The organism is uncultured Jannaschia sp. (genome assembly GCF_947494055.1).
GTDB lineage: Bacteria > Pseudomonadota > Alphaproteobacteria > Rhodobacterales > Rhodobacteraceae > Jannaschia.
Window position 1 is genome coordinate 1 of sequence record NZ_CANLTR010000049.1, and the last position, 21,033, is coordinate 21,033.

At 66.6% G+C, this 21,033-nt stretch carries 26 protein-coding genes and 1 pseudogene; 10 read left to right on the forward strand and 17 right to left on the reverse strand.

Annotated elements, in window-relative coordinates; all coding sequences use genetic code 11:
• Nucleotides 1–330: 330 nt before the first annotated feature.
• From Q1A87_RS20325 to Q1A87_RS20335, 3 genes and pseudogenes are all read right to left on the reverse strand, one after another.
• Entirely contained in the window at nt 331–2,487 is a 2,157-nt protein-coding gene (locus Q1A87_RS20325; protein ID WP_299655728.1) for an ATP-dependent RecD-like DNA helicase, read from the reverse strand.
• A 116-nt stretch (nt 2,488–2,603) separates the two neighbouring features.
• On the reverse strand, nt 2,604–2,864 hold the full coding sequence (locus tag Q1A87_RS20330) for a WGR domain-containing protein (protein WP_299655731.1): 261 nt from the start codon (nt 2,862–2,864) through the stop codon (nt 2,604–2,606).
• Nucleotides 2,865–2,933: 69 nt separating this feature from the next.
• Nucleotides 2,934–3,050 (reverse strand): annotated as a pseudogene (locus Q1A87_RS20335) (H-NS family nucleoid-associated regulatory protein); the annotation flags it as partial.
• A 202-nt stretch (nt 3,051–3,252) separates the two neighbouring features.
• On the opposite strand from Q1A87_RS20335, the gene Q1A87_RS20340 reads away from it, so the two are divergent.
• The 4 genes from Q1A87_RS20340 (at nt 3,253) to Q1A87_RS20355 (ending at nt 5,696) form a co-directional block, all read left to right on the forward strand.
• Complete coding sequence (locus tag Q1A87_RS20340; protein ID WP_299655734.1) at nt 3,253–3,459, forward strand: hypothetical protein; 207 nt, start codon at nt 3,253–3,255, stop codon at nt 3,457–3,459.
• Entirely contained in the window at nt 3,456–4,208 is a 753-nt protein-coding gene (gene fabI, locus Q1A87_RS20345) for an enoyl-ACP reductase FabI (protein WP_299655736.1), read from the forward strand. The genes Q1A87_RS20340 and fabI overlap by 4 nt, the downstream gene beginning before the upstream one ends.
• Nucleotides 4,209–4,380: 172 nt before the next feature.
• Nucleotides 4,381–5,235, forward strand: coding sequence for a universal stress protein (locus Q1A87_RS20350; RefSeq protein WP_299655738.1), 855 nt, complete (start codon nt 4,381–4,383; stop codon nt 5,233–5,235).
• Between the two features lie 68 nt (nt 5,236–5,303).
• Entirely contained in the window at nt 5,304–5,696 is a 393-nt protein-coding gene (locus Q1A87_RS20355; RefSeq protein ID WP_299655740.1) for a cytochrome c, read from the forward strand.
• Nucleotides 5,697–5,771: 75 nt separating this feature from the next.
• On the opposite strand, the gene Q1A87_RS20360 is transcribed toward Q1A87_RS20355, so the two are convergent.
• The 9 genes from Q1A87_RS20360 to Q1A87_RS20400 all read right to left on the reverse strand — a co-directional run bounded on the left by Q1A87_RS20360 (nt 5,772) and on the right by Q1A87_RS20400 (nt 13,291).
• Nucleotides 5,772–5,984, reverse strand: a complete 213-nt coding sequence (locus tag Q1A87_RS20360; protein ID WP_299655742.1) for a hypothetical protein — start codon at nt 5,982–5,984, stop codon at nt 5,772–5,774.
• A 428-nt stretch (nt 5,985–6,412) separates the two neighbouring features.
• Complete coding sequence (locus tag Q1A87_RS20365; protein WP_299655744.1) at nt 6,413–7,294, reverse strand: DUF2189 domain-containing protein; 882 nt, start codon at nt 7,292–7,294, stop codon at nt 6,413–6,415.
• Entirely contained in the window at nt 7,288–7,461 is a 174-nt protein-coding gene (locus Q1A87_RS20370; protein WP_299655746.1) for a hypothetical protein, read from the reverse strand. The genes Q1A87_RS20365 and Q1A87_RS20370 overlap by 7 nt, the downstream gene beginning before the upstream one ends.
• Complete coding sequence (gene ccoP, locus Q1A87_RS20375) at nt 7,458–8,336, reverse strand: cytochrome-c oxidase, cbb3-type subunit III (RefSeq protein WP_299655748.1); 879 nt, start codon at nt 8,334–8,336, stop codon at nt 7,458–7,460. The genes Q1A87_RS20370 and ccoP overlap by 4 nt, the downstream gene beginning before the upstream one ends.
• On the reverse strand, nt 8,327–8,497 hold the full coding sequence (locus Q1A87_RS20380; protein ID WP_299655750.1) for a cbb3-type cytochrome c oxidase subunit 3: 171 nt from the start codon (nt 8,495–8,497) through the stop codon (nt 8,327–8,329). Before Q1A87_RS20380 ends, ccoP begins: the two co-directional genes overlap by 10 nt.
• Before the next feature lie 3 nt (nt 8,498–8,500).
• On the reverse strand, nt 8,501–9,277 hold the full coding sequence (gene ccoO / locus Q1A87_RS20385; RefSeq protein ID WP_299655752.1) for a cytochrome-c oxidase, cbb3-type subunit II: 777 nt from the start codon (nt 9,275–9,277) through the stop codon (nt 8,501–8,503).
• A gap of 5 nt (nt 9,278–9,282) precedes the next feature.
• Entirely contained in the window at nt 9,283–10,935 is a 1,653-nt protein-coding gene (gene ccoN / locus Q1A87_RS20390) for a cytochrome-c oxidase, cbb3-type subunit I (protein ID WP_299655754.1), read from the reverse strand.
• Nucleotides 10,932–11,108 (reverse strand): cbb3-type cytochrome oxidase assembly protein CcoS, encoded by a 177-nt coding sequence (gene ccoS / locus Q1A87_RS20395; protein ID WP_299655756.1) that lies wholly within the window; start codon nt 11,106–11,108, stop codon nt 10,932–10,934. Before ccoS ends, ccoN begins: the two co-directional genes overlap by 4 nt.
• The gene (locus tag Q1A87_RS20400; RefSeq protein ID WP_299655758.1) at nt 11,105–13,291 is read right to left on the reverse strand and encodes a heavy metal translocating P-type ATPase; all 2,187 of its coding nucleotides are present in this window, start codon (nt 13,289–13,291) and stop codon (nt 11,105–11,107) included. The genes ccoS and Q1A87_RS20400 overlap by 4 nt, the downstream gene beginning before the upstream one ends.
• A 140-nt stretch (nt 13,292–13,431) precedes the next feature.
• On the opposite strand from Q1A87_RS20400, the gene Q1A87_RS20405 reads away from it, so the two are divergent.
• A complete protein-coding gene (locus Q1A87_RS20405) occupies nt 13,432–13,893 on the forward strand; it encodes a hemerythrin domain-containing protein (RefSeq protein ID WP_299655760.1) in 462 nt (153 codons plus the stop codon).
• Between the two features lie 9 nt (nt 13,894–13,902).
• Here the strand turns inward: Q1A87_RS20405 and Q1A87_RS20410 are convergent, their stop codons facing one another.
• Nucleotides 13,903–14,619 (reverse strand): Crp/Fnr family transcriptional regulator, encoded by a 717-nt coding sequence (locus Q1A87_RS20410; RefSeq protein WP_299655763.1) that lies wholly within the window; start codon nt 14,617–14,619, stop codon nt 13,903–13,905.
• 168 nt (nt 14,620–14,787) lie between these two features.
• On the opposite strand from Q1A87_RS20410, the gene Q1A87_RS20415 reads away from it, so the two are divergent.
• The 3 genes from Q1A87_RS20415 (at nt 14,788) to Q1A87_RS20425 (ending at nt 17,121) form a co-directional block, all read left to right on the forward strand.
• Nucleotides 14,788–15,228, forward strand: coding sequence for a pseudoazurin (locus Q1A87_RS20415; protein ID WP_299655766.1), 441 nt, complete (start codon nt 14,788–14,790; stop codon nt 15,226–15,228).
• Nucleotides 15,229–15,372: 144 nt separating this feature from the next.
• Nucleotides 15,373–16,539, forward strand: coding sequence for a copper-containing nitrite reductase (gene nirK / locus Q1A87_RS20420; RefSeq protein ID WP_299655790.1), 1,167 nt, complete (start codon nt 15,373–15,375; stop codon nt 16,537–16,539).
• A 141-nt stretch (nt 16,540–16,680) separates the two neighbouring features.
• Complete coding sequence (locus Q1A87_RS20425; protein ID WP_299655769.1) at nt 16,681–17,121, forward strand: CBS domain-containing protein; 441 nt, start codon at nt 16,681–16,683, stop codon at nt 17,119–17,121.
• Nucleotides 17,122–17,242: 121 nt separating this feature from the next.
• On the opposite strand, the gene Q1A87_RS20430 is transcribed toward Q1A87_RS20425, so the two are convergent.
• The 4 genes from Q1A87_RS20430 to Q1A87_RS20445 are packed head-to-tail and all read right to left on the reverse strand — an operon-like array spanning nt 17,243 to nt 19,771.
• On the reverse strand, nt 17,243–17,911 hold the full coding sequence (locus Q1A87_RS20430) for an NnrU family protein (RefSeq protein WP_299655772.1): 669 nt from the start codon (nt 17,909–17,911) through the stop codon (nt 17,243–17,245).
• Complete coding sequence (locus Q1A87_RS20435) at nt 17,911–19,089, reverse strand: NnrS family protein (protein WP_299655775.1); 1,179 nt, start codon at nt 19,087–19,089, stop codon at nt 17,911–17,913. Before Q1A87_RS20435 ends, Q1A87_RS20430 begins: the two co-directional genes overlap by 1 nt.
• Complete coding sequence (locus tag Q1A87_RS20440) at nt 19,086–19,340, reverse strand: DUF6522 family protein (RefSeq protein WP_299655778.1); 255 nt, start codon at nt 19,338–19,340, stop codon at nt 19,086–19,088. Before Q1A87_RS20440 ends, Q1A87_RS20435 begins: the two co-directional genes overlap by 4 nt.
• On the reverse strand, nt 19,337–19,771 hold the full coding sequence (locus Q1A87_RS20445; RefSeq protein WP_299655781.1) for an Rrf2 family transcriptional regulator: 435 nt from the start codon (nt 19,769–19,771) through the stop codon (nt 19,337–19,339). The genes Q1A87_RS20440 and Q1A87_RS20445 overlap by 4 nt, the downstream gene beginning before the upstream one ends.
• Nucleotides 19,772–19,849: 78 nt before the next feature.
• On the opposite strand from Q1A87_RS20445, the gene Q1A87_RS20450 reads away from it, so the two are divergent.
• A complete protein-coding gene (locus Q1A87_RS20450) occupies nt 19,850–20,323 on the forward strand; it encodes a group III truncated hemoglobin (protein WP_299655784.1) in 474 nt (157 codons plus the stop codon).
• On the forward strand, nt 20,320–20,721 hold the full coding sequence (locus tag Q1A87_RS20455; RefSeq protein ID WP_299655787.1) for a YbaN family protein: 402 nt from the start codon (nt 20,320–20,322) through the stop codon (nt 20,719–20,721). Before Q1A87_RS20450 ends, Q1A87_RS20455 begins: the two co-directional genes overlap by 4 nt.
• Nucleotides 20,722–21,033: the final 312 nt, after the last annotated feature.

The window sequence follows — 21,033 nt, forward strand, 5'->3', positions numbered from 1 at the left end:
CAACCGCATCGACGAACTCACGCCGTGGAATTGGCAGCCACGCTGAATGTCAACGGCGGTCACGCCGGACGGATACGGTTTTTCGTGACGCTATGGAGGAAGAGCGCTGTTGGAAGGTGCCCTTCGGTCGAGATCACGATAATCACATGGTTGTCGGGACCATTCGGAATGCATGCCATCGGACGGCAATGAGTGCGCTTGGCCGAGGTTGGGGTTGTCTCCGCTGTCGACACGGATGCGACTGCCGCAAGACGAGCTTCGAGACCGGACCCTGCGATACCTCCGAGCGTGATCTGCCGGATGGCGGCCGCAGCGCGCGTAGCGCCTCGATCATCCCGAAAGGGGTTCCGTCAACCATTCGTCCAGCTTCGACCACCGCTTTCGGCTCGAGACGTTCTTGACTGCGATCGCGACGGCCTTCGGCTGCCCGACGAGGACCACGAGTTTCTTGCCGCGCGTGACGCCGGTGTAGAGCAGATTGCGCTGCAGCATGGTGTAATGCTGGGTCAGGATCGGGATGACGACCGCTGGATACTCGGATCCTTGGCTCTTGTGGATCGTGGTGGCATAGGCGGGCACCAGCGTGTCGAGTTCGCCGAACCCGTAGGTGACCGGGCGCCCGTCGAAGCTGACGACAAGCTCACCCTCGTCGGGATCGACACCGTCCACGTAGCCGATGTCGCCGTTGTAGACCTCCTTGTCGTAGTCGTTCTCGATCTGCATGACCTTGTCGCCGGGCGCGAAGGTCCAGCCAAAGCGTTCGACCTTGTTTCCGTCCGAGGGATTGAGCGCGGCCTGCAGTTCGATGTTGAGCGATCGCGCGCCCACGCCTCCGCGGTTCATCGGGCAGAGAACCTGCACATCACGGATCGGATCGAGACCGAAGCGCTGCGGGATGCGCGTGCGGACGAGCTGCACGACCCGGGCCACCGCCTGTTCGGGATCGGCGGCCGGCACGAAGTAGAAGTCGGTATCCCCTGCGGGCTTGGCGAGATCGGGGATATGCCCGCGATTGATCCGGTGCGCGCTGGTGATGATGCGGCTCTGCGCCGCCTGCCGGAACACTTCGGTCAGCCGCACCACAGAGACGGCGCCCGAGGCGATGATGTCGGCCAGAACCTGGCCGGGACCGACGGACGGCAGCTGGTCGATGTCGCCGACGATCAGCAAGGCGGCGTCGTCGGGAACGGCGTTGAGCAGGGATTGCATCAGCAGGACGTCGACCATCGAGCTTTCGTCGACCACCAGGAGATCGCATTCGAGCGGATGCTCGAGGTTCCGCTTGAAGGCGAAGGCCCGGGGGTCGAACTCCAGGAGCCGGTGAATGGTCCGGGCGTCCATTCCGGTCGCCTCGGACATGCGCCTGGCGGCACGGCCGGTGGGCGCGCAAAGCAAGAGCCTCACCGCCTTCGCCTCCAGAATGCGCAGGATCGAATTGACGATGGTCGTCTTGCCCACGCCCGGGCCGCCGGTAACGACCAGCAGCTTGGAGCGGAGCGCCAGACGGATGGCCTCGGCCTGGCTCTCCGCAAGAGCAAGTCCGGTCCGGCGCTCGATCCAGGGCAGCGCGAGGTCCGCGTCGATCTCGGGCCAGGGCAGCGTCCCGGCGGAGATGCGCTGCAAACGCTCTGCGATCGCTTTCTCCGCACGGTACAGGCCGCCGAGGAAGATGCCGGGCACGCCTGCGATGCTGTCTGCGATCACGGCGCCGTCCGCCAGTTCCAGGTCCAGCGCCGTCCCGATCAGGTCTTCGGGAACCTCGAGCAGCTTCACTGCGAGGGCGGTCAGGTCGGCGACGGGCATCCCGCAATGACCATTTCCCATGGCTTCGCTCAAGGCGTAGGAGATGCCGGCGCGAAGGCGGATCGTCGCGGTTCTTTCGATCCCGAGCCTTTCGGCGATCAGGTCCGCCGTCCGGAACCCGATGCCGCGGATGTCGCGGGCGAGCCGGTAGGGGTTCTCGCTCATCACCTCGACCGCGTCGGTGCCGTAGGTCTTGAAGATGCGAACCGCCCGAGCCGTGCCGACGCCGTGCTGGTGAAGGAACACCATGATCTCGCGGATGACCTTCTGGTCCGCCCAGGCGGAGGTGATCCTCTCTGCGCGCCTGGGACCGATCCCGTCGACTTCCTGCAGGCGCTCCGGCGTGGCCTCGATGATGTCGAAGACATCCTTGCCGAAATGCTTCACCATGCGCCGTGCGTAAACCGGTCCGATGCCCCGGACCATCCCCGAGCCGAGATACTTCTCGATCCCCTCGATCGACGAAGGCGCCGACGTTTTCAGGAACCGCGCGCGAAACTGCAGGCCATGCGTTCGGTCGTTGACCCATTCGCCGGAGGCGGTCACCCACTCACCCGCGGAGATCGTTGCGGCGTGGCCAATTGTCGTGACGAGGTCGCGATGCCCACGGGCCTTCAGCCGCAGAACGCAGAAGCCGCTGTCCGCGCTGTGGAACGTGACGCGCTCGACCAGGCCAGCGAGCACTTCGCTGCCGGGTGGCGTCGCGCTGGTCGGGTCCTCGGTGCCGCATCAGGGTCTCGGTCCCGGTGGTGCGCCGTCGGACAGACCGGCGGCAGCAGAACCCGCGTCGCAGGGATTCGTCAGCTGCCGTAGCCGCGCCGGCCCTTGGCGCGGGCCATGTTCAGCAGAGCGGTGGCCGCTTCGCCTTCATCCGCGTGATGCTCGACAAGAACGCGGCCGCGATTGCCGATGCGACCCCACTCCCTGATCAGGCTTGCGCCGCCAAAGAGGTCGGGCTGCACCTGCATCAGATAGAAACGCCGCATGTTCCGCTCCGGATCGATCCGACGGAGCTTCAAGCGGGTCGGGAAAATCTCGCCCTGTTCATCGGCTGAAGACATCGCGCATGTTCCAACGATCCGCCTGTCATTGGCATGGTATGAGGGATTTTCGTCAAGCCTCTCGTCGGATCAGCTCCTGGGCTCGATGAGGAAGTCTTCAAGAGGGGTCCCGTTCTCGAGAGCCTCCTTGATCCAGCCTGGCTGACGTCCGAGGCCGGTCCAGGTCAAGAACGGATTTTCGGGTTGCCTGTACCTGGCCGATCAAAATGCACGCCTTTCCCACCGTGAAGAAACAGGAAGACGCCAATTCCGGGACGAAGGCGCTCGAGACGATGACCAGGCGGCCGGACATCGACCTTCTGATCACCGACGAGGCAATGCCTCGGATGACAGGAACAGAGCTGGCCAAGCAGGTGCGGGGTTCGCGATTGACTTTTTCATCTTCAAGGTGGCGCACACGGCGATGATGGCGGTATCCTTGGGTGGCCTCGACGCCTTGGTGTTTTTCGCCGGCATCGGCGAGAATGCCGCCCCGGTCCGCGATGGCGTGGTCGAGCGCCTGGCGATGCTGACGCGTTCGAAACATTTCGTCATCCCGACCAACGAGGTGAAGATGATGGCCATCCACGCGCGCGACCTTTTGGAGCAGGCATGATGCGCGGGCTGGTCGTCGGCGTCGCCAACAAGGAATCGCTCGCCGCGGGATGCGCGGTGGCGCTGCACGAGGCGGGCGCCGAGATCGCGCTTACCTACCTGAACGACAGGGCGCTTCCGCATGTGGAGCCGGTCGCGCTGGCCGTCGAGGCGCCGATCCTGCTGCCGCTCGACGTTACGAAGCCCGAGCAGATGGATGCCCTGTTCCGGACGATCGCCGAACAATGGGGCGCGCTCGACTTCCTTGTCCATTCGATCGCCTTCGCGCCCAAGGAGGATCTGCAGGGCCGCGTGCTAGACAGTTCGGCCGACGGCTTCGCAACGGCGGTCGACGTCTCGTGCCATTCGCTGGTTCGCCTCACGCGAAGGGCCGAACCGCTGATGCGCGAGGGCGGCGCCATTCTGACGATGAGCTTCTATGGCTCGGAAAAGGTCGTGCCCGGCTATGGCATCATGGGCCCGGTAAAGGCGGCGCTCGAGTCGACCGTCCGCTACCTGGCGCACGAGCTCGGGCCGCAAGCGATCCGGGTCAATGCGCTCTCGCCCGGTCCGGTGCGCACGCGTGCAGCGTCGGGCCTCAGTCATTTAGACCGACTGATGGAGGCGGCGGCCGCGCGCGCACCGATGGGCCAGCTCGTCACTATCGACCAGATCGGGGCAATGGCGACCTTCCTGCTGTCGCCCGCCGCCCGCTTCGTGACCGGGCAGACCATCTACGTCGATAGCGGCTTCAATATCTCGTCCGCGTAAGCGCGGCCCGGAACCAAGGCGGAATTCTCCCATGGCGACAGCATCACCAACAACGGAAAGTTCCGGTCTGCGCTGAACGAGCACAACAGCGCCTCGTCAACTTGATTTCGGTCAAGGACGCTTTGTGCCCGGATCGCTTATGCTTTCCCAAGCCAAGCTCGGGAGCGGCAGCATGCGGAACGCGACGATACTTCTTCTTGTGGACGCCGACGACCAACCGAGCGAATTGGCGCCGCTCCTGGACAGCGTCCGAGACCTGGGTATTCATCTCTCGGTGGTGGTCATGGGCGCGATGCCCCGAATGCCCGTCTACGCCTACGGAGCGGGGGAATACGGCGTCATCGCGTTCCCGGACGGCTGGACCGACAGTATCGAGGAGACGCGCGCGCGGCTCGAGGCGAATGCCACGGTACTCCGCGACGATCTCGGGCGGCAGGGCTACAGCGCCGAGGTGGAGGCGGTGATGGCAGAGCCCGTGGCGCTCGACGCGGAGGTCGCGCGGCGGGCACTGACCTGCGATCTCGTGGTAATTTCCGACGGGCTTCGCGACGAATCCGATGCACCCTCGCAGACGGCGCAGGCGGCCCTCTTCCAGATCCCTGTGGGCCTCCTGATCAACGGCGCGCGCCGGCCCCGAGCCCTGCAGCCCGAACGTGTCCTCCTGGCCTGGAACTCCGGGCTGCCCGCGGCCCGTGCCGCCCATGCGGCGCTGCCGCTGCTGCGGGAGGCAGAGGAGGTGACGGTCGCCGTGTTCGATCCGGTCGCCACGCCGTCGCGCGACGGCGAGAATCCCGGATCCGGCATGGCGCAGTGGCTCAGCCATCACGGCTGCAAGGTCGACGTCCAGCAATATCCCAGCGGCGGCATCGAGATCGGCCAAGCCATCCTCGACCGCGCCCGCGAGATGCAGGCCGACCTCGTCGTCATGGGCGCCTACGAGCATTCGCGGATGCGAGAACTGATCCTCGGCGGCACCACCCGGACGATGATGGCGCAGAGAGAGCTGCCAGTCTTGCTTGCGCATTGATCGCAATCCCAGGCTCTTGCAATTTTCTGCTGCACGAACCTGCTGACGCCACCGACAAGGACCGCCCCATGCGCCTCGCTCCCCTGATGCTCGCCACCTCGTTCCTCCTTCCTGCCTGTCAGCCGAACGATCCTCTACCGACGGAGGCCGACATCGACGCCACCCGCGGGCGGGTCCTCTTCGCCGAGAACTGCGCGCAATGTCACGACCCGGACGGTACCGGCGCAATCGGTCCGGATCTGACCGGGCTGTCCGCCGCCGCAGGTGGGACGTTCCCCGAGAACTACGTGATGGCCACGATCGACGGGCTGGACCGGCACGGTGATCCGGAGGCCGTCATGCCGGAATTCGGCGCGCGCGACCTGGGCGATACGGTCATCGTCGAGCATGACGGGCTCGGCACGCCGGTGCCGGCCGACCTGCTCGCCCTCACCGCGTTCCTGCGGAGCATTCAGGGCTGAAGCCCTATCCCAGTCAGACCGACATGCTGTGCCCCCCTCCGGCACCGTATAGGCGTCGTCCTCGACGGCCATCATTCAGACGAGGTGTTTTATGCCGGACCGGGCCTGAAGAGACCCCGCCCCGTCGAGCGCAACCGCGCCACGCCAGGCCGAGGCTATCGGCCCGGTCAGGGCGTGCACCGCGTCCCGATCCTCGAAGGCGGATGGATCAATGGTGAAGTCGCACAGAAGGCGCTCGATCACCTGAGCCCGGAGCCGATCCTCGGCGGTGAGGGCATGTCCGCGCACAGTCGCAGGTCGACCTTGGTACGCGCGCCAGTGGGCATTACGCGGCGCGGTCTGCGCATGACCCGCAGGCAGCCGCGAGATCGCGGAGGCGCCGAGCCCGATCGGCATTTCCGCCGTATTGCAGGTATAGCCCTGGAAGTTCCGTCGCAGCGTCCCCCTTCCGCTGCCATCCTCATGGGGTCGTCGGGGCGGGCGAGATGGTCGATGACGACGGTTCGGAAGCCCGCGTGGCAAAGCCGGCATGAAGCCAGTCGCGCGAGGTCGAGGCGCAGGCCGGCATCGGGCAGGTCGGCCTCGCTGATCGTCACCTGCCGCTTGGAGATCTAGGATCGGCAATAATTTTTGACCAGCAAATAATCTTCTTCTTGCGAGTCGACGCGGTGTCGCAGTCGTGGACTGATGGGCTTCCCGGCGACGGCCCGAAAGCCTCACGCCGGGCGGATGAACATGCGCTCGGTCTCGCCCTCCTGCCGGTCGTCTGCCCGGATCGTGCGGTAGGCGTGCCAGGTGGCGTGGCCGAGGACGGGAAAGACGACGATCAGGCCGACGAAAGCAGTCGCAACCGAGACCAGGAACAGGCCCAGCACGACGCCCCCCCAAGCCAGCATCACGGCAAGATTGTTCCATACCATCGCCATGCTGATCCCGAGCGCCGACAGCGCGTCGGTGCGTTCCGTGAGCAGCATCGGCACGGCGAAGATGCTGATGGCGAAGGCGAAGGCGGCGAAGAGCGCGCCGACCACGCTGCCCGTCAGAAGCAAGGCCCAGCCCGTCGGAGTTAGAAAAAGCATCGGCAACAACTCGTCGGTGCCGGGGAACGGAACGAGGCCGAAGAAGAGGGCATAGATCAGGACCGCCGATCGCTGCCAGAGCATGAAGAGCCCCAGCAGCAAGACACCCATGAAGAGCGCCTGATAGCTGGAGCGCGGCTTGACGAAGATCATTCCGGCCAGGCCGATCCGCCTGTTCTGTTCGAGATGGCGGCTTTTTTCGTAAAGGCCGCTGGCGATCAGCGGCCCGACGACCAGGAACCCCGCCAGCGCGGGAAAAAGCACGTATTCGTATCCGAACCGGAACAGGCCCCAGACGATGAAGGCGGAGAGGACGAAGACGCCGAACCCGTAAAGCAGGCTGGGAAGCGGGTTGGTGCAGAGGTCGGACCATCCCGCGCGCAGCCAGGTGAAGGCCGTGCGTCCAGGCAGATCGCGGGCGCGGGGGTTCGGGCGCGGGAGCGGCGGAACCACCTTGGGGATCATTCCGCCCGCATGGGGGTTGTCCGGGGGCGGCGGGTCGGTGCGATCGCTCAGCATGACGGTTTCGCCGCGCGCGGAAGGGCGGCGCCTTCTTTCTGTGAGGTGGCGAGGACGCAATCGGGCTGAGTGCCGATGGCGACGGTGACAAGGTGAGCGTTGGCCGCGGCGAAGCCCGCGACGAGCAGGATTGCGGCCGAGATGCCGATCATGCGCGGACGGGTCATTCGTCCGCCTCCGCGGCCAGATCCTGAAGGTAAAGCGTGAGCATCATCCGTTGGGCGGCAGAGAGCCGCATCTCGAATGAAGGCATCCAGCCCTGGCGCCCGAGATTGACCGTGGTGAACATCGTCGCATCGTCGCCGCCATAAATCCAGGTGTCGTCGGTCAGGTCGGGGGCGCCGAGGTCGCGGATTCCGCGGGCGTCCTCGCCATGACAGCTCACGCAATTCTCCGCGAAGATCGCCTCCCCCTCCGCCAGAACCTCCGGCGTGGCCTCCGTCTCGAGCCCGGAGAGGGATTGCACGTAATCCACGACCGCGCGGATCTGCGGCCGGGTCAGAATGTCCAATGCGCCGAAGGCGAGCATCTGGGCGATGCGGCTTTCCGGATGCGGGGCGTTGATACCGACGCGCAGCGTTTCCATGATGGTTTCCGCATCGCCACCCCAGAGCCAGGCGTCGTCGACGAGGCTGGGAAAGCCCGGACCGCCGGCCCCTTCCGTCCCGTGGCAGCCGGCGCAGTAATCGCCGAAGAGCGCCGGAGCGGTGGCGTTCACATGCGCCATGATCTCGGGGATTTCGCGGATCTGGTGAGCGGGCAGCTCGGTCAGCGGCGCCCGCCAGGTCTCGAGCTCCCGGTAGGCCCTGGCAACGCGGTCATCGACGACGAGTTGCTGATCATAGCCCAGAAGTCCCTTGGTATATGTGTGTACCAAGGGCCAGGCAGGCATCAGCACCCAGTAGACCAGCGCCCAGACGTGGCTGATGCCGATGGCCCACCAGATCACCCGCGGGACGCGCGTGTTGAGCTCGGTGATCCCGTTCCATTCATGACCGGTGGTCTCGTGCCCGGTCAGCGGATCGCGCTCTTTTACCGACATGGTCCCTCCTCGTCGTCGAGCACGCTTTTCGCGGCACGATCGAAGCGTTTTCCGAGGGACGGCCAGAAGGCATAGACCGTGATGCCCAGTGACAGGACCATCAGATAGATCAACCCGAAGGACTTGGCGAAGGCCGAGGTCCCTTCATACGTCAGTTCCATCGGTCAATCTCCTCTTGCCGCTTGTATTTCGGCCGGCAGGTCCGTCAGGCCGCCCAGAATCTGGAGGTAGGCGACGAGCGCGTCCATTTCGGTCAACTCGCCCGACCGCCCGTCGAAGTGCCGGATGTTGGTCTCTTCGCCGTAACGTTCCGCGACCCCGTCAGCCCAATCGGTGTCGGGCAGCGCCTGGCCACGGGCATCGGCGGCGGCGTTCACGATCTGGGCGTCGCCATAGGGCACGCCCACGGCGCGCAGAGCGGCGAGACGGTCCGGCAGGCTCCCCGTCTCGAGTTCCGCATCGAGCAGGAAAGCGTATTGCGGCATCACCGAGCCGGGCACCAAGGCGCGGGGATCGACGAGATGGCGCACCTGCCAGTCGTCGGAATATTTCTCGCCCACGCGGGCAAGATCCGGGCCGGTACGCTTCGACCCCCAGAGCATCGGGTGATCGTACTGGCTCTCGACGGCCAGAGAATAGGGGCCGTAGCGGTCCACCTCGTCCTGGAGCGAGCGGATCATCTGGCTGTGACAGGCATAGCAGCCTTCGCGGATGTAGATGTCGCGCCCGGCTTGCTCCAGCGGGGTGTAGAGCCGCATGTCGGGCGCGGCCTCGACCGTTTCGTCAATTGTGAAGAGGGGGGCGATCTCGATGAACCCGCCGACGCTCGCGGCGAGTATGATGCCGGCGGCGAGTGCGAAGGAGTGTCGCTCCGCTCGGTAATGGGTGCGCGCGTGCAGCTCGAAAAAGCGCGCGAAGGGCTTAAGGAGCTTTCTGAACATCGGCATCACTCCGCAGCCGGGATGGCGGGCTCACCCGCCTCCGACGCCGTTGGATAGTCGATCTGCGGAGCCCGGTACCCGACATTCCGGATCGTCATGACGACGTTGAAGGCCGCGAGGATCGCACCCACGAGGAACAGCGACCCGCCGATGACCCGGGCGACGTAGTAGGGGTACATCGCCAGCATCGTCTCGAGGAAGGAATAGGCGAGCGTGCCGCTCTCGGTGTAGGTGCGCCACATAAGCCCTTGGGTGATGCCGCTGTTCCACATCGCGAAAATGTAGATGACGGTCCCGGCCAGGGCGAGCCAGAAGTGCCACTCGACGAGCTTCCAGCTATACATCGTCTCCCTGCGCCAGAGCAGCGGCACGACGGTATAGATCGAACCGAAAGTGATGAGAGCGACCCAGCCCATCGCGCCCGCATGGACGTGGCCTACGGTCCAGTCGGTGTAATGCGACAGTGAATTGACCGCGCGCACCGCCATGAACGACCCCTCGAAGGTGGACAGCCCGTAGAACACCGCCGCCATCATCATGAACCGCAATGTCGCGTCGGTGCGGACCTTGTCCCAGGCGCCGTTGAGCGTCATCAGCGCGTTGCCCGCGCTGGCCCAGGACGGCACCAGCAGCATCACCGAGAAGGTCATGCCCAGCGTCTGCGCCCATTGCGGCAGGGCGGTGTAGTGCAGGTGATGTGACCCCGCCCAGATGTAGAAGAACACGATCCCCCAGAAGCTCAGGATCGACAGGCGGTAGGAATAGATCGGCCGCTCCGCCCGCTTGGGCAGGTAATAGTACAGCATGCCAAGAAACCCGGCGGTCAGAAAGAACGCGACAGCGTTATGGCCGTACCACCACTGGGTCATCGCATCCTGCACGCCGGCGAAGGCGGAATAGCTCTTGGCGGCGTCGAAGCTGGCGGGAACGGCCAGGTTGTTGACGATGTGCAGGATCGCCACGACCAGGATGAAGGCCATGTAGTACCAGTTCGCGACGTAGATATGCGGCTCGTTGCGGCGCGCCAGCGTGCGGACGTAGAGCACGAAGTAGACGACCCAGACGACCACCAGCCACAGATCGGCGTACCATTCCGGCTCGGCGTATTCCTTGGACTGGGTGACGCCCATCAGGTAGCCCGATGCGGCGATGATGCAGAAGAGGTTGAAGCCCAGCAGCACGAACCACGGCGAGACATGGCCGGCGAGCCGCGCCCGGCTGGTGCGCTGCATCACGTGGAAGGACGTGGCGATCAGGGCGTTGCCGCCGAAGCCGAAGATCACGCCCGAGGTATGGACCGGTCGCAGACGCCCGAAGCTCGACCAGGCGGCGTCGAAGCGGAGGTCGGGCCAGGCGAGCTGCGCTGCGACCCAGACCCCCATCCCCATGCCGATCACCGCCCAGGCGAGAGAGATCAGAATGCCGGCCTTGGTCGGGTCGTCATAGTACTCCGCCGAGCGATCCTCGGTCGGCTCGTCGTGATAGAGCGCCTCCCCGGCGAGGAAGAACAGCGTCGCGGCGAAGAGGAGCGTGATCCAGCCATGCGCGCCCATCGGATCGCCGTGCCCGGCGACGGCCATGGCGAAGCCTGCGACGGCGACCAGGCCCGAGATGAACATGGCGCTCTGTCGCTCAGCGACGGTCAGACGCGTCATCATCTTGCGGTCTCCTTTCTTGGCGGAAGCGGCTCGTCCCGGCCGTCATGCAGGATGCGCTCGGCATCGCCTGCGAGGTCGTCGTATTGCTGGGCCCGAAGGCTCCAGAAGAAGGCGCCGAGCCCGGCGGCGCCCATCACCAGGGTGACCGGGATCAGCAGGTAGAGGATCGTCATGCCGGCACCTCCTGGAGCGTCGAATCTCGCGCCGATGGTCTCGTTTCACGCCTGTTCAGCCGCAGTGAATTCGCCACCACCGCGATCGACGAGGCCGACATCGCAATGGCGGCGATCAGCGGCGTGACGAGACCGGCCGTGGCAAGCGGCACGGCGATGCAGTTGTAGAGGATCGCGAGGCCGAAGTTCTGCCGGACGATTTTGGCCGTGCGCTTGGCGATTTTCCACGTCAGGGGCACAGCCTCCAGATCGTCGCGCAAAAACACGAAATCCGCGGCCGCACGACCGGCCTCGGACGCCGAGGCCGGCGACATCGACACATGCGCCGCGGCCAGCGCCGCGGTGTCGTTCAGTCCGTCGCCCACCATCAACGCGCGATGACCGGCGTCGCGCAGCGCATCAAGTCGGGCGATCTTGCTGGCGGGTGTCAGCTCGTGGCGCGTCTCCGCGATATCGAGCCGGGCAGCGATCCGCGCGACGGCGGACGCAGCGTCGCCCGACAGGATCTCGCTGGACAGGCCCCGCCGGGCCAGCGCCGACACCGCCTCCACCGCACCGTTGCGCAGGCTTTCGGATAGCGGAAGGCGCAGCATGGCTTCCCCCTCGAAGGCGAAGGCTGGTCCGTCGCCCTCCGTCAGGCCGGTTGTGATCTCGGCCACCCAGGAAGAACGGCCGAGCCGCGCACGCCGCCCACCGATCAGCCCCTCCACGCCGAATCCCGGACGCTCCGCTACATCCTCCAGCGCCAGATTCGGGGCAGGGAGGCGCGCGGCGATCGCGCGCGCCGCGGGATGCGCCGAGCGTGCGGCCAGCGCCGCCAGCGCCGCTTCGGTCGCGGTCTCCATCGCGGGCAGGGGCGCGAGCGCCGGTGTCCCGGTGGTCAGCGTGCCCGTCTTGTCCCAGACGACGCGGTCGATGCCCGCCAGACGCTCCAGCGCGGAACCGTCCTTCATCAGCACGCCCTCGGCCATCAGCCGGCCCGCCGCGACCACATGCGCGACCGGCACGGCCAGCGCCAGGGCGCAGGGGCAGGTGACGATGAGCACGCTGATCGCCACGAAGGCGGCGCGCTGCCAATCGCCGGTCGCAGCCAGCCAGCCTGCGAAGGTCACCAGAGCCAGCAGATGGATGAGCGGCGCATAGAGCCGCGCCGCGCGGTCCGCGATCCGCACGTAGCGCCCGCGTCCCGCCTCGGCGGTGGCCAGCATCCCCATCATCTGCGCGAGGAAGCTCTCGCTCACCGGGCGCAGCGCGACCGCGTCGACCGGGCCAGTCAGGTTCAGCGCGCCAGCCTCGACCTCGAAGCCCGCCGCCACTGCGACCGGGCGCGACTCGCCCGTCACCAGCGCCCGGTCGAGGTCGCTGGCGCCCGCGACGATACGGGCATCGACGGGCAGGCGCTCGCCCGCCGGTATCCGCAGGACCATCCCCGGCACGATCGCCTCGACCGCGACGGGCCGGAGCGCGCCGGAGGGTGCGACCTCCAGCGCCTCGCGCACCGCGAGCCGTGCGAGCCCGGTCATCGCGCTCCGCGCCCGGTCGCGCATCCGGTGATCCAGATAGCGCCCGATCAGAAGGAAGAAGGTCAGCGTCACCGCCGCGTCGAAGAACACTTCCTGGCCGCCATGCGCCGTCTCGAACAGGCTCAGCGCCAGCGCCAGCGTGATCGCAAGCGCGATCGGCACGTCCATGTTCATGCGCCCCGTCCGCAGCGCTCCCCAGGCCGAGACGAAGAAGAACCGCCCCGCATAGGCCACGACCGGCAGGGCGATCAGGGCCGAGATCAAGTGGAACGTCTCGCGCGTCGCCCCGCCTGCCCCGGACCAGACGGCCACCGACAGAAGCATGACGTTCATCGCGCCGAAGCCCGCGACCGCCACGGCGCGCAGCAGCGCCTGCGCGGTCCCGTCGCTTGTCTCGCCGGAGAGGTCGGCCTCGTCGATCCGGGTGGCGGGATGCCCGATCCGGTTCAGCTCTGCCAGGATGGTGTCGAGGGCAGCACCGCCCCATGCGGGCGTCACCGTGATCCGGCACAGCGTCAGGTTGGCGCGCGCGCTTGCCACGCCCGGAAGCTTCGCCAGCGCATGTTCGATCGACGCCACGCAGCCACCGCACCGGATGGAGGGTGCGGACAGCGTGATCTTTTCGATCCTGGCGGAATTGTTCGAAGCGGAAACAGGCACGACGACGTCCGAAAGCTGAATTCATGCCCCCCTATCGCGCGTCTCGCTCCCCATTCTTGATCCAGGTCAAATCGTGTGAGGACTGACGGGGTTATCTTCGGCATCGGTCTCAAAATCGTTCAGTCACAGGAGGCGACCGGGTGCAGACGCCCACCGGAGTAGTCGAGGAACGCAACAGCCCTGCGTTGCGCTTCGAGGTTCTGATCTCGGGACAGGAGCAGGTCTGCCATGAACTGGAAGCGCTGGCGGACACGCTCCCTGACCGCATCGACACCTTGGCAGCGACGGTTCTGGCCGAGGAACTCTATCCAACCTTGCGCGCGTGCCAGGATCTCGAAGAAGCGCGGATCTTTCCCGTAATTCTCGCAAGCGACGCCGGGCTCGAAGTCACAATCGCGCGCCTCAGGGCGGAGCATATCGAAGACGAGGACCATGCCGTCATGGTCGCGGAAGCCGTCATGCGTTTTGTCCGCGATCCGCGCCGCGCCGACGCCGACCGCCTGGGCTTCCTGATGCGCGGCCTGTTCCAGCCGCTCAGGCGGCACTCAGCCTTCGATCGCGACGTTGTCCTACCGCTTTACCGTCGACTGGAGTTGATCTGATCTTTAACGTCAGATTGCGGCAGCGCGCTTCAGTGCATCGAGATCCTGCACCGTGACATGACGCGCCCTCTCGATCTCGATCATTCCGTCTCTACGCAACCTGGTGAGTTGGCGGCTGATCGTCTCGATCGTAAGGCCGAGGAAGTCGGCAATGTCGGAGCGGCTGAGCGGCAGATCGAAACGTGACGAATACCCGTCGTCCTGCGGCCGCACGTGGCGCGCGATCATCAGCAGGAACGACGCCACCTTCTCGGCGGCACTCTTTCGGCCGAGCGTCATCATCCAGTCGCGCGCATCGTCGAGTTGGCGCAGCGCCTGTCTGTGCATTCGGTTCTCGAGGGCGGGCGCGTCGGCCATCATCGCCTCGAGCGCATGGCGCGGGAACGAACAGAGCCGCACGTCGGTCGCCGCCTCGACCAGGACATCGCTCTCCTCGGCGAAGGGGCGACCCAGGAAATCGGGCGCGAACTGCAGTTCGACCACCTGCTGGCGCCCGTCCGCCAGCAGCTTCGACAGCTTCACCACCCCGCTGAGGATGTTCGAGCAATGCTCGGACCGATCGCCGACCGCGACGAGCGTCGTGCCGGCACCGTGCTCGTGGCGGCTGCTCCTGCGTCCGAGACGCAGAAGCTCGTTTGAATCAAGTGCGCCGCAGATCCCGCGATGGCGCGCCTCGCAGGCGCGACACAGCACAGGGACGTCGGCGTTGTGAATGTCTTGGCGCATCGTGTCGTCCTCCGCACGCCAAGCTTAGCGCGTCATGGCCGCCGGTTCGAGGCGCCTCCACTAAATAGGTATCATAAATACCATTTAATTTGATCTGCATCAAGAACGCCGATTCAAACCGGGCGTAGGCGGGTGGCATCCGAAACAAGCACGACGAGGAAATGCGCCATGCTCAGGACGACGATCACTGGACTGGCCCTTGCGGCGATGTCCGCCACCGGCGGTTTCGCGGAGACGCATGAGGTCCGGATGCTAAACCGCGGCGAGGGCGGGGAGGTCATGGTCTTTGAACCGGCCTTCCTCCAAGTCGCGCCGGGCGACACCGTCAAGTTCCTCGCCGCCGATCGCGGGCACAACGCCGAGAGCATCCTCGAGATGACGCCGGAGGGCGCGAACGCCTTCAAGGGCCGGATCAACGAGGAGATCGAGGTCACGCTGGAGACCGACGGTCTCTACGGCATCAAGTGCCTCCCACACTACGCCATGGGCATGGTGATGACCGTTGCAGTGGGCGACGTGTCGGAGGTCCCTGGAGAGTTCCTCGCCGGCCGCATCCCGCCCAACGCAATGGAGCGCTTCGTCATGCAGATCGAGGAGCTCGGTCTCTGACCTTGCCCGATCGCCCCGCCCCACGTGGGCCGGGTCCCTGAACTGTTGTGTGGAGGACGCAAGATGAAGACCGGCGATCAAGAACGGACGATCGCGGCGGACGGTGGCCGGAGGGCCTCCTGTCCAACGACCACCCGCCGCGGCATGCTGCGCGGCACGGCCCTGGCTGGTGCGGCGGCGCTTACCGGGACGCTCGCCCATGGCGCTCCCGCCCGCGCGCCGCTGCCCCGCTCGCACATGGCCGGAGCGTCCGTCGTCAAGGCGCAGGCCGACGCCATCGCCCACGCCGCGCCGGCCGACCTGTCGGGGCTGGAGCACGTCCGCCAGCGCCTCGTGCCGCCGCCAAACGCGCCCGAGCACGAGCAGGTCGCGAGCGGCCCGCCGAAGGTCGTCGAGATCGAGATGACGATCCGCGAGCGCCTGATGGTGGTGGACGAGGATACCGGCGCCAGCATCTGGGCGCTGACCTACGAGGGCTCGGTCCCCGGTCCGCTCATCGTCGTGCACGAGGGCGACTATGTCGAACTGACGCTGCGCAACCCGATGAACAGCATGCTGGAGCACAACATCGACTTCCACGCCTCCACCGGAGCGCTTGGCGGCGGGGCGCTGACGCATATCTATCCCGGCGAGGAGACGGTGCTGCGCTGGAAGGCGACAAAGCCCGGCTGCTTCACCTATCATTGTGCGCCCGGCGGGGCGATGATCCCCTACCACGTCTGCCACGGCATGAACGGGGCGATCATGGTCCTGCCGCGCGACGGCCTGAAGGACGGTCAGGGCAACCCGCTGCGCTACGACCAGATCGCCTATATCGGCGAGCAGGACTACTACCTGCCGCGGGACGCGAGCGGCGGCTTCGTCCAGTACGCCACCGCCGGAGAGGACTACGCCGACAGCCTTGCGGCAATGCGGACGCTGATCCCGACCCATTCGGTCTTCAACGGGGCCGTCGGCGCCCTGACGGGGCGCGGCGCGATCCGGTCGGCGGTCGGCCGGACGGTGCTGATGATCCACAACCAGGCTAACCGCGACTCACGGCCCCACCTGATCGGCGGGCACGGCAACCACGTCTGGGAGACCGGATCGTTCAGCGACGCGCCGCTGACCGGGCTTGAGACGTGGTTCTGTCGCGGCGGATCGGCCATGGCGGCGATGTACACCTTCGAGCAGCCGGGCACCTATGCCTACGTCAACCACAACCTGATCGAGGCCGCGCTGCTCGGGGCCGAGGCGCATTTCGTCGTCGACGGCGAATGGGACAACGACCTGATGGAGCAGGTCGTGCCGCCCCGACCGATCGGCGCCTGAGGGAGGAACAGGATGATGCCCGGATGAACGGTTAAATCGGGCATCGACGTTTGCCCCGCAACGACCTTGGCCCCGCCCGCATCCGGGCGAGCGCCGCGCTCAACGACGAGCGACCGACAAGTGGATGAAGCGAGAGGGCATATGCTGGTCAGGACTCTTCTGCCAAAGGTCCGGGATCGGATGCGCTGCATCGACGAGGATGCGGCGCTTCTGGAGGGGGCACGGCTGCTGGACGACGATTACGACATGCTCGTAATCCGTGACCGGCAAGGCAGGATGATTGGCGTCCTCACCAAGAGCGATGCCGTCCGGAAGATGGGGCACTGCGCGGGCGCGAGCTGTACGGCGCCCGTTGCCGAGGCGATGTCCCGCGCTGTCGTCTGCATGACGCCGGACGAGCAGCTTGGGAATTGCTGGCAGACCATGAAGGATCGCGGCTTGAAGAATGTCCCCGTCGTCGATCCGGACGGCATGCCGCTGGGCGTCCTGAACGCTCGTGACGTCCTCCAAAGCCTTTGGGAGGATGTCAGGCACGAAGAGGACTTGCTGTTCAACTACGTGATGAACGTGGGTTACCGCTAAAAATGAACTTCCGACGGATGCGCTGACATAGACGTCGGCCCCGCGGGGAAACGCCTCGGCAAGCGTTTCCCCGGAGCACCCGCTCCGTGTTCCAACCTTGATCCACGATAGCCCTGGACGATCAGGGCAGCGGCGAGACGCCGATCACCACCGGGTGAAGCGCGAGGAGCGCCGCGTAAAGCGCCGCCGCGAGGGCGAGCCGAGGCGTCGCGCCCGAAAGCGATGCCAGGCGCGGCAGGCGCGGGCCAGCGGCGACCGCGCGACGCAGCGCCGTCCAGCGCGCCGCTCCCATCACGCGCTGCCTGCGCCGGTCAACGATCCGCATCCCCAAGAGGGCGAAGCCCGCGAAGGTGCCGAATAGGAGGACATGCGCCAGATCGCCGTTCGGCACCATGTGGCTCGCCGACCAGAGCGCCAGCGCGACGAGCAGCGGGTGTCGCAGCCAGCGCACGATGCCGGGCCTCGACGGATCGAACGTGCTCGATTCGCCACCGAACGAGAACGGGTTCGGCCGGGCGATGGCGAAGGCGGCGATGAGGCAAGTCAATGTCATGGCGGTGAGCGGAACGTAGGTCTGCCATGCCAGGCGGGGCCAGAGTTCCACATAGGGAGCGCGCCCCGTCACGGCGATCAGCCAAACCAGGGCGGTGAGCGACAGGGCCGAATAGACAATGCCGAACCCGCCCGGTCCGAGCAGGCCGACGAGCCGCGCGCGGACGGCCGGGCGCAGCGGCACCGAATGGCTGAGGAAGAACGCGACGAAGGCGGCCGCTAGCTCGGCCCAGCCCATCACGGCTTCGGGCGCAGCAGCATCGGGCCGTAGATTGCGGCGAACCCGGCGAAAGCGGCGATCCAGAGGGTCCCCGACACCGCGTGGAGCCCCGATGCGGCCGCAGGCCAGAGCCCAGCCCCGAACCGCACGAGGGTCGCGCCGATGACCGCCAGATAGATTGCGGTCGTCGCCGGGCCGGCACTGAGCGCGCGCCCGGTATGGCCCAGCGTGGCGCGAGTCATCACCGCCAGCGTCATCAGCCCGACCGCCCCGGCCATCCACAGATGCTGCGCGGCCGCCGGCGCGACGCGATCCGGCGCGAGGATCGCTGCCCCCATCACCAGCGCGCCGAGCGGCAGGAACGCGTAGCCGGCATGGAGCACCCAGACCAGCGGCTCGACCCGGGTCCAATGCCCCCGCCAGCGCGCCAGCCGCAGGACCTGCAACCCGCCGGCGACGATCAGCGCGGCCCCGGTTGGGACGTGCCAGGGCCATGCGACCCAGACCAGAAGCGCCGCGGCCGTCACGGCTAGCGACACCTTGTCGAAGCCCTGCATGGGCGGCGACGGGCGCGCGTCCACGCCCTGCTTCACCAGCCAGTTCCGGGTGAAGCTCGGGACGATCCGGCCGCCGACGAACGCGATCATCATCAGGCCGGTCGCAAGGCCCAGCCGCGCGCCTGCGCCGACGCCGCCCTCGACGTGGAACAGACCGTTCGCGGCCGCGAAGACGGCGAGCAGCGCGAGGACCGGCAGGTTCCGCCAGTTCCGCCCCGATACGACCTCGCGCAGGAGCACGGCGCCAAGGCAGACAGGGAAGGCGAGGTCGAGGGCGCCGGCCGCGAGCGGGCCGATCCAGATCGAGGTCCCGACGCCCACGCGCCCCGCGAGCCAGAGCAGGGCGAGCGCGCCAAGCCCCCATCCCGTCACCGGCAGCCGCCCCGTCCAGTTCGGCACCGCCGTCAGGAGGAACCCACCAATCACGGCGCCGAGATACCCGAAGACGAAGGCATGCGCGTGCCAGGCCACGGGGTCGAAGAGAGTGGGCAAGGGGGCGGCGCCCGACAGCATCACGATCCAGACCACCATGGCGACGGCGGCCCAGAGGCCGCCGAGGAGGAAGAACGGCCGAAATCCGAAGCTCAGCACCGCCGGCCCGGCCCAGTCGCGCATCCGCTCCGCCGTGCCCGCGCTCACGGCACGCCCCGACGGTTGCGCAGCCGGCTCAGGACGGTCCCGTCGCTCGTGCAGGTGAAGCGCACCCGCCAGTGCGCCGACCGGAAGGTGACGCGGAACCGGCCCGCATCCTCGTCCTCGCCCGTCTCGTAGACGCTGGTTACGCCGCCCTCGCGCATCTGGCGACGCAGCTCGGGCGGCGCCATCTCTAGCAGCGGGGCCAACTCGTCCGCCGGAACCTCGACCCCCGCCGCGTTGATATCCAGCTTCACGACCGCGCTTCCGCCACGGACCGCGCGCGCGGCGCCAGCGTGCAATCGGCCAGCGTGTAGCCGTCGAGCCGGGCAAGGAACGCCTCCTCGGCCTCAGCGAAGAAGTGCTTCAGACGACATTCCGGCGTGATCACGCAGTCTCCGCCATCGGCGCGGAAGCACTCGACCAGCGCCTGCTCGCGCTCGAGCACCCGCACCACCGCGCCCAGCCCGATCCGCCCCGCCGGTCGCGCGAGCATCGCCCCACCGCCGACGCCGCGCCGTGTGGTCAGGAACCCGGCAGCGGCCAGCACCGCCATCGTCTTCGTCAAGTGATGGCGAGAGATACCGAACTCGTCGGCGATCTCGGCGGTCGAGAAGGCGCGATCGGGCTCGCTCGCAATCCGCATCAGGGCTCGGAAGCCGAAATCGGTGAAGGAAGTCAGGCGCATCGGACGTCCTCGGGGCTTTACGGCGGCGTTTGATTGGCATAAAATAGTATTACGGATACCTATTCAAGGCCGAATGCCATGTCCGCTTCCGTCCCCGCGCGCCGGGAGGTCGTCACGCTCCGGCCAGAGATCACCCGCGCTCTGATGGACCAGACCGGGCTCGACGACGCGGCGCTGACCCGCCTCGTTCATGCGTTCTACGACCAGACCCGGCGCGATCCGCTTCTGGGGCCAATCTTCGCCGAACGGATATCCGACTGGGGACCGCATCTGGACCGCATGGTCGCGTTCTGGTCGTCCGTCGCCCTGATGACAGGCCGCTATCACGGTTCGCCCATGCGCGCGCATCTTTCTCTGCCCGTGGAGAAGGCCCATTTCGACCGCTGGCTCGACCTGTTCTCGCAGACGGCCCGGGAAACCTGCCCGCCGGAAGGTGCCGCGCACATGATCGAGCGGGCCGAGCGCATCGCCGCTTCGATCCACGGCAACATCATCGACAGGCGCGACGGCTACGGCTGCTCCTCGACGCCGCCTGACCTGAGACTGGCATGAACGGAACGCCTAAAGCCGCAAACCATGTCCCACGGGCGGTCTGGGTGGCCTGCGGTGCCGTCTCGCTCGGCCTCGGGATGATCGGCGTTCTGCTGCCGCTCATACCGACGACACCGTTTCTCATCGTGGCGGCTTGGGCTTTCGGAAAAGGATCGCCCGCCCTGCGGCGCCGCTTGATGGATCATCCCCGCGTCGGAGGAGCGCTGCGCGATTGGGAAGCGCACGGGGCGATTGCGACGCGCTACAAGGTGTTTGCGTGTATTTCCATGGCGGTGGTCCTGGGGCTTGGCTTGCTGGTGAAACTGCCGCCTTCGATTCTGGGCCTTCAGGCTCTTGTTCTGGTGGGGGCGATGCTTTTCATCCTGACGCGGCCCAGTCCGGGTGGGCAAGGCGAGTGACCGGGTGGAATGTGATCTCGCGTCAGCGTTCTTTATTACCGCGCTCTGAATTCTACACGTCAATGTCCGGATGGCGCGTACGAGCTTGCTGACATCCTGCCAAACAATGTGCCCTCGAATTTTGCTTTGCCAACCGGGATTTCACTTTCGCACATAAATAGGGCAGAGGGTGTCTGCTGTGCTTGTCGGCACGGCGATCTGTGATGCGCGTCGATCAGGATGAGATACGAGCGACAATCTGGATGAGAACGGGCCGCCGAACCCGGACCGCAGGAAGGGCGTAGCCCGACCGAAGGTCCGGGTTCGGCGGGG